This window comes from Paraburkholderia dioscoreae (assembly GCF_902459535.1).
GTDB classification, from domain to species: domain Bacteria; phylum Pseudomonadota; class Gammaproteobacteria; order Burkholderiales; family Burkholderiaceae; genus Paraburkholderia; species Paraburkholderia dioscoreae.
In genome coordinates, this window is record NZ_LR699554.1 from 2,500,157 (window position 1) to 2,515,533 (window position 15,377).

Sequence of the window (15,377 nt, forward strand, 5' to 3'; positions counted from 1 at the left end):
TCCTCCCTTTGAAGGTTCAGAGAAGCCTCGCTCCTCACCAATATCAGCTTTGGCGGATGGCCTCGGCAGCGGACAAAGCCATGAATTCGTCGCTAACGAAGCTGCGAGTCTTGTCATGGTATTGGTGTACGGTACCAGACCAGTTGTTGATAACTTTCCCCGACGCATTTTTGTACCAGCTATTGCAATCCCCCGACCACGCCGCGTCGTCCATTTCACTTTGCAACTCTGCGTTGAAACGGGCAACGACGGTCGGCCGTACCTCCAAGGCCTCAACACCAAGGTTCTCCTGTGCGGCCAGAGCCTGAATAACGTACCCGAACTGCGCCTCGAGCATCGATAAAATGGAGTTGTGACCCAGGTTTGTGTTGGGGCCGTACATAACAAAGAAATTCGGGAACCCACTCACACACATCCCGAGGTAGGCATACGCGCCTTCCTTCCAGGTATCCCGGAGGCTGTGCCCTTCGCGCCCGAAAACATCGACAGGTCCCTGGAACGATTGCGTTTCGAATCCGGTTCCGTAAATGATGACGTCGACCGGACGCAATTCGCCGTCGGCTGTGACGATACCTTCCGGCTCGATGCGAGAAACTCCTGACGTAACAAGCGATACGTTATCGCGCAGGATAGCGGGGAAGTAGTCGTCGGACCGCAAAATTCGCTTGCAGCCGAGCGGATAGTCGGGTGTGAGCTTTTTTCGCAGTTCCTGGTCCGGCACCTGGTTTCGCAAATGCTCGATCGCTATACGCTCAAGCTCCTCAGCCTCTGCGCTACCCTGTTTCATCCGCAGGAACGTGGTCTCGCGCCATTCGAACAGTTCCTCGCGATGAGTCGCGAAGTAGTCGGGGATCGTGCAATAGTCCCTGATTTCCTTCTCCGTATAAGGACGGTCCATGCGGGGAACAACCCAGTTGGGACTACGCTGGAAAACGTCGAGGTGCCCAACAATAGGTGCGATCTCCGGAATGTACTGCACGGCACTCGCGGCATTGCCGATACTCGCAACTCGCTTGCCGGCCAGGTCGATGTCGTGTCTCCAGCGGGCCGAATGGAACTGAACACCCTTGAACGTTTCTTGCCCTTCAATGACTGGAGTTTGCGGCCGGTTGAGCTGCCCCCACGCAGCGACGAAATTGCGAGCGGTTAGCACGCTGCCATCGGCAAGCTCGACACTCCACAGGAGCCTCTCGTCATCCCACCTTACCGATGTGACCTTCGTTCGCAACCGGATATACGGACGAAGGCCATTATCGTCGACAATACGCTTCATGTAAGCGAGGATTTCCGGCTGCCGCGCGTAAACTCGACTGACAGTCGGATGGAGAGCGAACGAAAAGCAATAAAGATGCGATTCCGTGTCGCATCCAGAGCCCGGATAGGTGTTGTCGCGCCACGTACCGCCAATGTCATCGGCCTGCTCAAGAATAGCGAAATTGCGCTTCCCTGCTTCCAACAGTTTCACACCAAGTCCGATTCCGCTGAAACCGGCACCCAAAACGATGACATCGAGGTGGCTCTTCATGCAACATCTCCAGTCTTTAAGTCTACAAAGCTTTTTTAAATTCACACGGAAGGCGAAACGCACGCTGCTCGTTGCGTTGATTTCCGACAAGCGTCCGCGTTACCGCGACGAACTCACGACGTCACAACTCATCTTCTACGGAGTAACGCCCGAGCGTCTCACCACCGTCGACCGGAATCAGTGCACCATGGATGTAGCTCGATTCATCGCTTGCGAGAAACACCGCGAGATTCGCGACGTCATCCACTTCGCCCCACCGCTTGAGCGGAATGGATTCAGCGAATGCCTTTACGTAGTTGGAGTCGTCAAAATGCCCGCGGGTCATAGAGGTTTTGGCATACGTAGGGCAGATGCCGTTGGCCCGAATACCATCCTTTCCGTATTCGATCGCCACGCATTTAGTCAGACTCGACACCGCACCCTTCGAGATGTTGTAGACCGACTGCTTAGGATGTCCGCTGATGCCAGCAGTTGAAACAATATTGACGATCGTTCCCCCGCCGCTTTTCAGAAACGCCTTGATGGCTTCCTGGCAGCCGAACCACGTCCCTTTCAGGTTGACATCCCAACATGCATCCAGGTCCTTCTCGTCAAACTCGTGAACGAACTTCCCCGCGCGATAGATGCCGGCGTTGTTCACAATGACGTCGAGTTTGCCGAAGTGTTCAATCGTGCGATCGACCAGTTCCGAGACCTGCTGCCGCCTTGTTACGTCGCAAGTTGCAAAGAATGCTTCGCCGCCGTTCTTCGCAATCTCCTCCACCGTCGTCGCGGCGGATTTATCTTCAAATCCTCCGGGATTACGGCCTTCATGGAGGTCGGCGACCACGACTTTCGCCCCCTCTCTCGCGAAATGGACCGCGATTGCGCGCCCGATTCCACTGCTCGCACCGGTGACGATCGCTACTTTGTCGTTGAGTCGACTCATATCAGCCTTTTATCGTTCAATACCTTCTGCTAGCCGCATTAGCGGGCAACGAATCCGCCGTCCACGGTAAGCATGGAGCCAGTCATCCATTCCGCGTCATCCGATGCGAGAAAGAGTGCTGCTTTCGCAACATCTTCAACCGTGCCCAAACGAGGCCATGGTGTGAGTCCATGCAACCACTTGCTCGTCGCCTCATCCTCGAGGGCGGAACGAACCATGGATGTCGCGAGAAAGCCAGGACAAATAGCGTTCACGTTGATCCGATGTTCGGCAAAGTCGATTGCGATTTCCTTCGTGAGCCCGACAACCGCCGCCTTCGAAGCGCAATATGCGGGCTCCTTGGCAAGTCCGACGAGACCGGCCATCGATGCCATATTGACAACCCGTCCGCGAAGAACGCCGCCATTGGCCAACTTGACCGGCTCCTGCTTCAAGAACTGCTCGATTGCGTATTTGCAACCCAGCCATACGCCTTTTACATTGACGGCCATAGTGATATCGAAGTCTTCTTCGCGTTCCTCGACCACCGTAGCGAAGTCGAACGCGACGCCCGCGTTGTTCACCATCACGTCGAGGCGCCCGAACCTTTCCACCGCAGCGGCTACTAGCGATTTAACGTCATTTGCTCGAGTCACATCGCTTGACACGAAGTGTGCGGAACCGCCTCGCTGCACGATCAGGTCATCCGTGTCGATATTTAGGTCGGGCTCGTAGCCATCCGCATTTGCCGACTTACGAATGTCCGAGCACACAACCGACGCTCCCTCCCTTGCAAACGCGAGTGCCACCGCACGGCCGATACCAGAGCTAGCGCCTGTAACCACGGCTACGCGGCCTTGTAATTTCAACGTCATTAACGAGTGCTCCTGCAAGGGATTTCATGGATGCGCGGTGACGAATTTAAATGCGCTAAGTGTTTCGCAAGATAAGCTGGAGTCACCGTGCCGATCTTTTAAAAATATTATTCAGTCGCGACCTCACAAGACATGTTCGAGACGGCCAATATGTTTCGACCAGTGGCCACTTGCAGGGACGACCAGGCACGTTTGCGATGCGAGCACGCGTGGAGGTGCCGCACCACCCACCCGCCAGATGTGTGGTCGCCACGCACGTTCGAAAAGATTAGTCGGCCCCCGGAATTGGAAAACCAACGGTTTCAGGCTACTTTATGTACTTAACTTCTGTGCCGAGCCAACCGTCCCAGCGCTTCGACCAGTAGAGGTTATGCAACTTCGTCGTCAGAGGACCAGGCCCGCTCTCTCCGCCAAGAACAACTCCGTCGACGCTGTTGACCGGCATAATGCCGCCTGCAGTCGAAGTTAAAAACGCCTCGTCTGCCTCCCGCAGTTCACTGGCGTTGACGGCGCGGATGTGGATGGAGACTCCGAGCTCAGCGGCAATTTCCAGCGTGGTTTTTCGGGTAATGCCTTCAAGACAGCCAGAGTCAGGAGTGAACAATTCTCCGTTCTTTATAAAGAAGATATTTACCCCTGGTCCTTCGGTAAGATTCCCATCGGCATCGCACAGAACGCTCCACTCCCGGCCCTGCTCCCCTGCTTCGAACAATGACAGTTTCAGGTCCATCCAGTGGAAATTTTTTGCCGTCGGATCCACCGAATTCGGCGGAATGCGGATGTACCGCTTGCTCACGAGCAAGTCCAGCCCACGCTCACGTTGCTCGTCGCTTGCGATAAACCGGTAGGGAATGGCGAATGCATAGAACCGGTTTTCATAGCTAGCCGGATTCGTACGCTTTGCGGGCGTCGGGCCACGGGTCACCGCCCACCAAACGTATGCCTCGCGGGTGCCCGCAAGCGCGACAAGCTCGCTCAGGATTTTTGCTGTTGCATTCCTGTCATGCGGATTGCGCAGATAGAACTTTTCACAAGCGCTTTCGAAACGGTCGAGATGATCGTCCAGCCGGAAGAATAAGCCCTTGCTTACGCTCACGACATCGTACGCACCGTCGGCCTGCATGAATCCGCCGTCGGTAATCGGAATACTAGCCTCATCAATGGGACAGAACTTGCCGTTGACGTATGCGCTACCATGGTCGAATTCCGGCGCGTAGTCGACACGTGCATGCAACGGATCGGTCAGCATGATGTTTGCGGCGGGGGTGATTGTCATAGCTATCGTGTCCATACTGCTGCTCAGGATAAATTGCCGGCGCGTCCGAGATGCGCCGGCATACCGATAGATGATAGGGCCGCAATCAACCGGCGCCATGTCGGGAAAGGCCAACTGGTGACGCGCCGTGGCCACGTTAGCGGTATCGAGCTACCGCTTCAATCGGCCATCGCGCACTTGCAGCTTCGACCCTTGCATTGAACGAAAGCAGAGATTGTATTTTTATTGTCGTCAGGATTCCGTCGTCAGCAAACGATCAGGCCAGTTTCACGGTTGTCGGCCTTAGATTTCTATTTTTAGCATTGCAGCATCGACACCCGCGCGGCGGTAATTCCACTTCAAGTAGCGGACGCCAAAATAGCTAGAGAGCGCCGCCTCTGACCTTGCCCGCCCCTCCGCGAGCAATCTCCAACGACACACTCGTAATCAGGTCCAAAACAGCATCCAGCGCGGGGGTCAACCGCCCGGCGCTGTATGTGTAGACCATCAAACCCTCAAGCTGTGCCGCGATAAGCGTTGCCCGCGCAAAGCACTCCCGCCCGGACGCTTCGGGGTCGATCTCACGGACGAGACTGACGTAAATCTGCCGATATTCGGCGTAGGACCTGCTCAGAAGCTGGTGGGTGATCGCGGAGTGCTCGGCCAAGGCAAACATCTCAAAGGAAAATCGGCACACACGCGGATCGCAAGCCTCCACGAAAACGTCTTCAATAATTTCGCGCAGACGATCGATTGCATTCTTGTCGCTCGGCTTACCCATCTCCGACCAGCGGTCGTAGTAGGCGGAAAACAGCGCATTGATGGTAGAGCTCAGAAGGTCGTCATGAGTCGGGAAATAATGTTGGAGCCCTGAAGCCAACATTCCAACCTCTTTCGCGATGCGCGCCAGTGTGAAATTCCCGTATCCCTCGGACGCGAGCACATTGGCTGCTGCGGCCACAATTTCATTTATCTTCGCCTCACGCTTGCGACTCTGCATAGTCGGGCGAAGATAACTTGGCTCCGAGGCGTTCCGTCTAACGGTAATTTCGTAGTGCCCTCGGCTGATGTGCGTTTCGGAGCCAAACAAGCTTTCCCGGGCGACGTTCTGCGTGCGCGGCAGATCCTTTGCCGGTCCAATGTTCTGCTTTTCGCTGAACTCACTGCTTGGGCCCTTACCGGCGAGACCGGCAATCGCCTTGACACTTCGCTTGGTGGTGCGCGCGAACTCCTCGAAATCCTTCTCGGAATCGTCACTACGCGCCGCAAATATCATCATGCCCTCCGCCTGCGCTGTAAGCACGGATGCCCGCGCTTTGCACTCGTCAGGCGAGAGGTCAGGGTTAATTTCCGCAAGCAGCTTCGCAAATATGCCCCTGTACTCCTCGTAAGCTCGTTCGACCAGCACCGATACGTACGATTCGTGCTGGGCGAATGCCCACGTTTCGAAGAGGAACTTCTCCGCGTCGGACGACTTGTTGATGTCCTCAAAAATCTGCTCAATGAGTGCCGCGCACCTGCGCTGAGCGGTCACTCCGACACGCGTCGCTATGCCGAGGTACGTTTCAAGGTAGCCCCTCAGGAATCTCTCAATGATGATGGACAGCAGTTCGTCTTTGTCCGGAAAGTAATACTGAAGATTGCTAAGGGTGAGACCGGCACGCGCAGCAACCTTCCGCGTAGCGAAGCCCGCATAACCTTCCTCCCGAAAAATTTGAGTCGCGGCATCAAGAATTTCGGCGATACGGCGTTCACGATTGCGCCGCTGCACCGAACCGGCGCCCGCGGCACCATCCTGGGTTTCTGTTGAATCGACTTGAGCACCAGACTTCGCCGGCAAGTGAGCGTCTCTCACGGAACCATTCCCCTATGTCCAATGGACATTATAGGTCAAAACACCCATTCTATTCAATCTTACAAAAAACAATCTGTTCCTACAGAGCACCAACGTACGATACTCATTACGCACTGCTTCAGGGCATGAATCCCCGTATATAGGGGATTCTACCTGTGCCGCGCTTTTATTTTTCCCTTGATTTCTTGGTCGTCGCACCTCTAGACTTAGGTCACTTCACCAAATTATTTGTCATTTGATGCACCTTTGGTTGCAGGCGAACGACAACAATGCTGAAAGCGCCTACGGAGCGAGCATGGAACGGTTACACATAGATTCGGCTGTTGCGTTCGCCGCGCTGAACCCGGCGGAAATTTCGCTAATCGCAGATACGGCATCATCGACAGGCATTCCCGCTTCCGCCATCCTGGAGGGTACGGGGCTGGCGCCTGCCGCAATGCATCAAGGCAAGGGCAAAACTTCCGTCCAGCAGCATGTGATCGCACTCACGAATGCTGTAACGCTCACAGGTGACCGACTGCTCGTGCTGAAGGCGGGAACGCGCGCGCACCTTACTACTTTCGGCATCGTCGGATATGCGCTCTGGAGCGGTGACACATTGCGCGAGGCCCTATCCGTTGCACGCAAGTATGCGCCACTGCTGAATCTGAAATGTGGCCCAACTTTGACGGTTGTCGGCTCGACGGCAACGCTTTCATTTGCGGAACCGGGCGGATTGTCCGGCGAGGACACTGAATACTGCCTCGAATTCGAATTGGCAAAAGTTCTGACGTTCCTGCGAGACCTTCAAATCCCTCATTTCAAGCCTTCATCGCTGCATTTGCACTCGGCATCCGCAGAGCACCGTAACAAAGCAGGCGTCCTGCTTCGCTGCGATAGCGTCGTTCAGCATACAGTCACGCAAATTCGCTTTGACGCTAGATGGCTCGATCATTCGTTATCGCAGTCGAATCCACATACTCATAAAGCCTGCCTCGAGGCCTGCGATCAACTGCTCGAAGCGCATGGTTGCCAGTTCGACCTTGCGTCGAGCGTGCGTTCGATTCTGGCGAGTGCCTCCGCGTCGATACCGACACTACCCGAAGTGGCTAGCACCTTGTGTATGTCGGCACGAACACTCAGGCGCCGGCTTGACACGATGAACACTTCCTATAGTCAGTTGCTCGACGATGTCCGCAAGACGATGGCCATTCGCTATATCGCATCCACTAGCCTGACCACCGAAATGATCGCCGAGAAACTTGGCTACAGTGACGCGGCCAATTTCAGCCACGCTTTCAAACGATGGACAGGTCAGGCTCCGCGACAGTATCGGGCAATGTCGAACCACCCGATCGATGAGCCGGCAGCGAAACTCGCCATTCCCCGCACCTCATATCGTTTCAATCTGCTTCAGACCGCTGCTTAAGGTGTGAGCGCCTCGCTACGGCTTTCTCCGGGTAGCAGCCAGTGGAGTTATCTTTTTTGGCTCTCACCAAATGTATTGGTGGGAGCCAAATTGGCCGCGCTCGAGGACGACAAGAACGAAGCAGTGGGTAGCGCCTGAACGTTCCGAGCGAATTCAAACGACAACTGGTCGAGCAGACGTTCGCGCTGCTTTTCATCGAAAGAGTTTTTCTAACTCGGACCGCCAGTTAATCTGCTTTGCCTCAACATCACACCGCGGCTATCCTTGTGTCTGCCCGTGTTGAGGCGGATCGGCCAAAGCCGCCGGTGAGCCGCCGGCATCAGGTTGGCCCACCCAACTATTTCTCCCAGTACTACCCGAAGGCTCGCTAAATGGATTCCGTCCCCCAGGCACCGCTCATTCTGATAACGGGCGGAGGTCGTGGCGTAGGTGCCGCAACGTCCCGGCTCGCTGCCGTACAAAGCTACGATGTAGCGATAAGCTTCGTCTCCAACGAGTCTGCCGCGCTTGCGGTAGCGGCTGATGTAGAAGCTGCTGGACGCCGGGCTTTAACGATGCGTGCGGATAGCGCGAATCCTGAGCAGGTCGCACGGCGATTCGCGACAATCGATCAGGAATTCGGCCGGATCGATGTACTGGTGAACAACGCCGCGGTACTCGCGCCGCAGTTCCGGCTAGAGGATCTCGAATTCGAGCGAATGCAGCGTATCTTCGCGGTCAATTCGATCGGCCCTATCCTCTGTGCACAACAAGCCAACAAGCGGCAAAGCGGATGTCCTATCGGCACAACGGGCGCGACGGCGCCGTGATCAACATCTCGTCGGCATCGGCCCGGCTCGGTAGTCCGAACGAGCATGTCGACTACGCCACGTCGAAGGGCGCCGTTGAGACATTTACTATTGGTTTTGCAAACGAAGTCTCGCGAGATGGGATACGCGTCAACTGTGTTCGCCCTGGGCATATCTACACTGACATGCACGCTACCGGTGGAGAGCCGGGACGGGTGGATCGCGTCAAGGACACGATCCCCCTGGGAAGAGGCGGGCAATCTGAAGAGGTTGCGCATGCGATCCCGTGGCTTGCAAGCGCCGAGGCTTCCTTCATCACCGGCACGTTTCTCGATGTCACCGGTGGCAAGTAGTGGGGCTTTCCATTGACAGTCGAATGGCGCGTCTCGCGAATGATCTCCTGCCAAATCATATCTAGTATCCGCGAGCAGAAGGAGCCTGCCGCGCATGGGTAGAACAAAACAGCCGGCGAGAAACTTGTCCGGCCGCCAGTGCCCTTCCTTCGACTACAACTTAAAGCGTGACCTCGATCTTCGAACTCTCGTACCGTGTTCCTTCCGGGTATCCGCCTCTCCGACCACGCACGACGAAAACTTTCATTAGCAAATAATATCCAACCGCGGTGCTCAAGCATGCGGGCACGCCAGCGCCGATATAGCGGAACATTCCAACTGTTCTGAGTGAAACCGGGTCATACATCCACAGATAAACAGCGCATCCAAACGCTGCCATCAGGATTCCAATCCAGTTGACTCCGCCCCAGAACCAGTACGCGCCGTTGTGCGAATGCGTGAACACGTGCGCGGCATTGATTCGCTGACGCCGAAGGAGAAAGTAGTCCGTCAGCACCACAGCTAGAATCCCAACAAAGAACAAACCGTTGTATGTCATGAATGCGATAACTTTCTCAAGCAGCCACTCCGTTCTAAAAGCGAGGTAGACACCTGGCGATAGAAGAATTGCGATGAGCCACGACCAGCGGATACCTGCCAGGACACGAATTTGCTGACTCGCGACCGCTCCGATATACACGAACACAACCATCGTGCCCAGGTTCGCGAGCAGCATAAAGAGTAAAAGCGCGGACCCAAACCACCGGCCTCCGACCGACACCACCCAAACGGTGGGGTCGGCAGTCCCGCTAAGGACTGCCGCGAGCGAAGCGACCATCGACACGAATCCCGCGCCGACGATTCCGCAGCCCGTCACCATAGGCCCCATTACGTGCTTACGGCTTGATACAAGACGGGTCAATCCCCCGACAAAGGGGATAAACGTCAGCACATTTGCGAAACCAAATTCGAATGCTAACGCCAGGCTCTGAGCCGGATCATGAGTGTAAGCTTTGTCGGCAGGCACGTTCGCGTGGAACAGCTCCGACAAACCAAACTTGTAAATCAAAAGGCCAAGCAGAATCGCAGCCGAAATCAATTGGCCCGGCGCGACCATGGCCGTCACTCGCTCCATTCCGCTTGCACCACGGTTTGACAAGGCCCACAACACCAAGAGCATCGCAAAAGCGAAGACCACGACGTATGTCTCATTGACACCGCCCCCCACCCCGGACACCGAGTGGACAAGAACACCAAATCCTCGCGACGACAAAGCCAGCAGGACAAAAGTCCAGCCGAGACTTGAGGCAAGAATGCCGAAGAGCATCACGACCGCACCGCGCACCCCCAAGGCGGTTTTGACTGCATCCATCGTATCGATACCGTATCGATATGAAGGCATGCCGGCTAACACGGTCGGCACCATGCAGATAATCAAACCACAGAGATACCCGATGATTGCCAACGACGTATTGCCGACAAATGGGAGCGCACCGCCGATAGCGTAAGTTAGAGTCGACGCGCTGAACGCCACACCACTCCACAAGAATGAGAAATAACTTTTATAGATGCGCTCACCTGGCCGAGTCGGCAGCCGCGCTGCAGTCGAATCACTCGTTGAACCGGAGCCACCGGAAATATTGTCAGTCACTGTGCTCATCAGAATTCTCCTGCCCTTAATTCGTAGCCATCACCCACGTCGCGACATATACGGCAGCAGCGAGAACTAACCACAGCAGTGACTCGAACGCTATGCGGCCACTCCCTTCGAAAGACTCAGCGCCGGCGACTTCGTCGTTGCTCAATGCTCGCAACCTGTCTTCGAGGTCTCGATGAACCAGGTCCGCATCCGGCTTGACGAAAAAGTCGTGCAGATGATGCTGCTCCTTGCTTACAATCTCATGAAACTTACTCATAATCGAAACCATTTAGTAAGGTAAACGAGCCTGCCGGCGCTTCCGCAATAGTCAAAGCGCGTGCAGCCTCTTCGACCTAACAGGATGGTGCGCGCCCGAGGGTTCTGCAATTCGGGTGGAACCCTGCCTACGAATGCGGCCTTCACCCTGTTGGAGATCACCGCAACGCCAGACTATCGCCAACAAAAATTTGCCGAAATGTGCACGAAGGCCTGCCGGCTGTGATTAACGGTCAGTTGCATACCGTCCCGTGCAGCGTCCGGACGTGGCGCGCTCAAACAGCTTAACCGCGGAGCGCACGTCGTTCCTGTGAGCGCGCTGCTCCTCCTCCGATCCAGATGTATTTCAGACACCCGCCTTTGCAGCGCTCGAGAGGACAAACTCCGCCCGCGGGAATTGAACATGCGGATGTACCACACTAGTGCGCCTAGGAAAATAAGCCCGACGGAATGGGAAGATCCGCCCACGTGAGGACAACCGACACGCCCGGGGTGGTCCTGATAAGCCGGGTAATCGCCTCAAAGATGGTCGACTGACCAATAGAAAATGCGTCCCTCTTCGGAATGATATGGTCGACACGTGATGCTGCACTCAGTGCACTCTCAGTAACCAGGCAACTCACTGACTCACCGTCGACGATAGCGTCAAATACGGCGTGTCCGTCTTCAAACGATACGTCGTCCAAACAAGGAAAGATGATATTCATAAGTGTGGCCTGGAATGATGGAGGCTAGCCTCCAACGTAAACACGTTGGGCGATTAGAACGTTGCACATGTACAAAAGAAGCGCCACAGATCACCATCAATTCTGCGCATGCAACCTCAACACGGCGAGGTTAGAAACGGACAATCACTTGTGTGCTGCGGCCTTTCCGCGTCTACCTGGCCGATGAGTTTCCGAACTTCTCCCACCTGAACCTGAAGCGCCCGCAAAGCCTCCGCATTGAATCCAATGAGTTAATGCCGGCATCTGTGAGCTGAGGCCCGTGCTCAAACTCAAATGTCCCTTGCGCACATTGTTATTGATATGTGTCCGACTAGACTTAACCCGCGATTTACGAGTTGCCAACCAACTTAAACGCAAAAACAGTATCGATGCTCGGATCCCAAGAATCAGCGTAACGAAACTATCTGAATATCTGTCACGGAGCCAACCCATGTCCTCAACCTCGAATACAACACGCCTCCAGGAAGTCCCAGCTGGCACACCGGCGACCGAAGTGAAACGAATTATCGATGCCGACGGCGGCGTCATAATCAAGGGCTTGTTCGCCAGGCAAGTCGACGCGATGAACGCCGAAATTGACCCCATCATTTCGAAGTGGCATGAAGGGGTCCGAGGCAATGAATGGATGGAGGAGTTCGCTGGCCGACAGACCAAACGTTTGACTCAGCTAGTTGCACGAAGCAAGGTGTTTCGTGAGCAAATGATCGACGACGAAACCATGCTCTCGTATGTCGATACCATGATGCTCGAAACCTCCGATTCGTACTGGATGAATGCGGCTCAAGTGATCGAACTTCAGCCAGGTGAGAAAGTTCAAATGCTGCATCGGGATCTTGAGAATTACCCGATATTTCGCAAATATGGAGCCGAAGCACCTGAAGTCATGTGCAACTGCCTGGTGGCGCTTTCGGACTACACGGAAGAAATGGGCGCTACCCGTGTCATTCCGGGCAGCCACAGGTGGGCCGACTTCGAAGACCGAGGCGAACAATCCCAAACTATTGCGGCCGTGATGGAGAAAGGCGACGCACTCCTGTACTCCGGAAAGATGCTGCACGGCGGCGGCGCAAACCGAAGCACCAAGCCCCGACGTGCGCTCGCGTTGGCATTTTGTTGTGGATGGCTGGTTCCCGAAGAGGCTTATCCCTTTGTCGTACCGATTGAGATCGCTCGCACGATGAGTGCGAGAGCTCAGCAACTCATGGGCTTCCGGTCCTTCCACAATTCCAAGCTCGGCGGCGGAAGTCTCTGGCAGGTCGACTACCTTGAGTTGGGCGATTTTCTCGAGCTGAACAAGTCGGAAGTCACAGCGGTCTAGGATTGCCTGGAGACGACGGCGTAAGGTCGTCTCCAGTCGCGCCGAGGGTGTAAAAGGTTTTGTGTAAACGGTCATTTGGCAGGAGACTGCCAGCAACAGGAGCATAGATGACCGTAGCGAAACGCAATAAAAGAGAGAAACCCGATGCTGAGCTCGTCAAGCTGGCAGACAGCCTGCTGGCGAATTACCAGAAGCCGGAAGACCTGATAGGCGAGAACGGCCTGCTCAAGCAGCTTACCAAGATGCTGGTGGAGCGTGCGTTAGAGACGGAGATGTCCGAACACCTGGGCCATGGCAAAAGCGAAACGGTGACCAATGCCACGGGCAACACCCGTAATGGCCATAGCGCCAAGACGCTGCAGGGGGAGTTTGGCGAGTTGCCGCTCAATATCCCGCGCGACCGTCAGGGGTCGTTCGAGCCGAAGCTGGTGGAGCGCCATCAGACGCGCTGGACGGGCTTCGACGACAAGATCATTTCGCTGTATGCGCGTGGCCTGAGCGTGCGTGAGATCCAGGGGCACCTGGAAGAAATGTACGGCACGGAGGTCTCGCCGACGCTGATCTCGGCGGTCACCGACGCCGTCAGTGATGAGGTGAAGGTCTGGCAGGCCCGTGCGCTCGACGCGCTTTATCCGATTGTCTATCTCGACTGCATTCACGTCAAAGTGCGCGACAGCGGCGCGGTGCGGACCAAGGCGGTGTACCTGGCCATCGGCGTGAACATGGCCGGCCACAAGGAAGTCCTGGGACTGTGGATCGCCCAGACCGAGGGGGCCAAGTTCTGGCTGCAGGTGGTCACTGAGCTGAAGACGCGCGGCGTGCAGGACATCTTTATCGCCTGCGTCGACGGGCTTAAAGGCTTTCCTGAAGCCATTGAAGCGGTCTACCCAAAAGCGGCCGTGCAACTGTGCATCGTGCATATGGTGCGCAACAGTCTGAACTTCGTGCCGTGGAAAATGCAGCAGGAAGTCGCCGCCGACCTGAAGACGATTTACACTTCATCGACCGTCGAACTGGCCGAACAGATGCTGGGCGCCTTCGAGGCCAGGTGGGACAAGGACTATCCGTCCATCGGACAGAGCTGGCGACGCAACTGGGCACGTGTGATTCCGTTCTTCGATTACCCGCCGGAGATCAGGAAGGTAATTTACACCACGGATGAAATCGACAAGCCCCTGCCTGATATTTTTATGAGATTGGCGTTCCCGGCCACACCAGTGGTACCTCGCGTTTGTTGGGACGCGCCTGCTTCCATCTCGAGAACAGCCGTTGATAGGTGCGCTCGGCCTGCTCGGCAACGGCCCGTTCCTGGTCGCGTACGCTCTTCAGGCTGTAAGCTGCAGCCGATCCTTTGCGCGAGCCGTGTTGTGCAGGCATGCCGGATTGCAGCTCCAGGGCGCGCAGCTTGTGTGCGGTCAGGGCTGGACGATCCCAGGCGAACGGCTCATTGCGCGTGAGCACGTACCACACGATGACCGCCAGTTTGCGTGCCGTCGCGACAATGGCGACCTGCTGGCCGCGACGGTCGCGTACCCGCAGGAAGAAAGCGCGCAGAGGGCCGGGCGCCTGTGCTGCGCCCCAGGCTGCCTCGACGAGCAATGCCCGTGCGTACGAACGTCCCCGCTTGGTGATGTGACCATGCCTGGCGGGCGTTGGGCCCGACTGATAGACCGATGGGTTCAGCCCGAAGTAGCTCACCAGCTTCTCCGGATTGGGAAACCGTTCAACGGCACCGATTGCCGACAGCAGGCCGATTGCCACAGTGGTATTGACGCCGGTGATGGTCAGCAGCCTGCGCAACCGCTCGTCGCCGATACTGGCTTGCGCCAGGGCCTTGTCGACCTCTTGCAGATCCTCTCCAAGACGGTCCAGCTCCCGCAAGCGTTGCTCGACGCCCAGACGCTCGTCCATCGGCAGCGGTTGGGCCATGAGCCATACGCGTCCCTTCCTGCCGAACAGATCAGTAGCGGGGCACCGCTCGATCAGATTCGCAGCCAGCACCGCATGCACTTCGTTCTTCAGCCTCGTGCGTTGCCGCACGAGTTGTGACCGGCGCGAGACCTGTCGACGTAGCGCCAGGGTGCTCTCGTCGGGCATCCAGACTTCCGGCAGGAAATGGCTTGCGTACAGTTGGGCCAGCACTGCCGCATCAATCTTGTCCGTCTTGACGCGTGCCTCGGCGATGAGCCGTACCAGCAGTGGATTCGCAATTGCGACACGCGCGACGCGGGGGCGCAGTACGTTGACGATGGCGGCGGTATTGCCCGTCGCTTCGAGCACCACATGATCGGTGCTGCGCAGGCTTGCGGCAAAGCGCTCCAGTTCGTCGCGTCTGAGCCCGGCACGGCCACCAGCATGCAGCACGCCGTCCTCCAGATACGCGATCTCGGCCACGGAGCGCGAAACATCCAGTCCTATGATTCGCATAACCGTTCTCCCATCCAGATGAATGTTGGGAGCCGGGTGGGACA

General features: G+C 56.3%; 9 protein-coding genes and 2 pseudogenes. 4 read left to right on the plus strand and 7 right to left on the minus strand.

All coding sequences use genetic code 11. The features are described 5' to 3' along the window. Nucleotides 1-43: 43 nt before the first annotated feature. The 5 genes from PDMSB3_RS31415 to PDMSB3_RS31435 all read right to left on the minus strand — a co-directional run bounded on the left by PDMSB3_RS31415 (nucleotide 44) and on the right by PDMSB3_RS31435 (nucleotide 6,417). Nucleotides 44-1,525 (minus strand): flavin-containing monooxygenase, encoded by a 1,482-nt coding sequence (locus PDMSB3_RS31415; protein ID WP_165188880.1) that lies wholly within the window; start codon nucleotides 1,523-1,525, stop codon nucleotides 44-46. A 121-nt stretch (nucleotides 1,526-1,646) separates the two neighbouring features. Continuing rightward, a complete protein-coding gene (locus PDMSB3_RS31420; RefSeq protein ID WP_165188882.1) occupies nucleotides 1,647-2,453 on the minus strand; it encodes an SDR family NAD(P)-dependent oxidoreductase in 807 nt (268 codons plus the stop codon). A 38-nt stretch (nucleotides 2,454-2,491) separates the two neighbouring features. After that, entirely contained in the window at nucleotides 2,492-3,307 is an 816-nt protein-coding gene (locus PDMSB3_RS31425; RefSeq protein WP_165188884.1) for an SDR family NAD(P)-dependent oxidoreductase, read from the minus strand. 307 nt (nucleotides 3,308-3,614) lie between these two features. Continuing rightward, entirely contained in the window at nucleotides 3,615-4,583 is a 969-nt protein-coding gene (locus PDMSB3_RS31430; RefSeq protein WP_165188886.1) for an aminotransferase class IV, read from the minus strand. A 361-nt stretch (nucleotides 4,584-4,944) separates the two neighbouring features. After that, complete coding sequence (locus tag PDMSB3_RS31435; RefSeq protein ID WP_165188888.1) at nucleotides 4,945-6,417, minus strand: TetR/AcrR family transcriptional regulator; 1,473 nt, start codon at nucleotides 6,415-6,417, stop codon at nucleotides 4,945-4,947. Nucleotides 6,418-6,712: 295 nt separating this feature from the next. Here PDMSB3_RS31435 and PDMSB3_RS31440 point away from each other — a divergent pair, with 295 nt between their 5' ends. Together PDMSB3_RS31440 and PDMSB3_RS31445 are read left to right on the plus strand one after the other, a co-directional pair. After that, on the plus strand, nucleotides 6,713-7,825 hold the full coding sequence (locus PDMSB3_RS31440) for an AraC family transcriptional regulator (protein ID WP_165188890.1): 1,113 nt from the start codon (nucleotides 6,713-6,715) through the stop codon (nucleotides 7,823-7,825). Nucleotides 7,826-8,196: 371 nt separating this feature from the next. Continuing rightward, nucleotides 8,197-8,966: pseudogene (locus tag PDMSB3_RS31445) on the plus strand (SDR family oxidoreductase). Between the two features lie 160 nt (nucleotides 8,967-9,126). On the opposite strand, the gene PDMSB3_RS31450 reads toward PDMSB3_RS31445, so the two are convergent. After that, entirely contained in the window at nucleotides 9,127-10,605 is a 1,479-nt protein-coding gene (locus PDMSB3_RS31450; RefSeq protein ID WP_165188892.1) for a cytosine permease, read from the minus strand. Nucleotides 10,606-12,018: 1,413 nt separating this feature from the next. Here PDMSB3_RS31450 and PDMSB3_RS31460 point away from each other — a divergent pair. Further along, entirely contained in the window at nucleotides 12,019-12,906 is an 888-nt protein-coding gene (locus PDMSB3_RS31460) for a phytanoyl-CoA dioxygenase family protein (protein ID WP_165188896.1), read from the plus strand. A 107-nt stretch (nucleotides 12,907-13,013) separates the two neighbouring features. Further along, a pseudogene (locus tag PDMSB3_RS31465) lies at nucleotides 13,014-14,075 on the plus strand (IS256 family transposase); the annotation flags it as partial. 19 nt (nucleotides 14,076-14,094) lie between these two features. On the opposite strand, the gene PDMSB3_RS31470 reads toward PDMSB3_RS31465, so the two are convergent. Further along, a complete protein-coding gene (locus PDMSB3_RS31470; RefSeq protein ID WP_165189696.1) occupies nucleotides 14,095-15,333 on the minus strand; it encodes an IS110 family RNA-guided transposase in 1,239 nt (412 codons plus the stop codon). Nucleotides 15,334-15,377 lie beyond the last annotated feature (44 nt).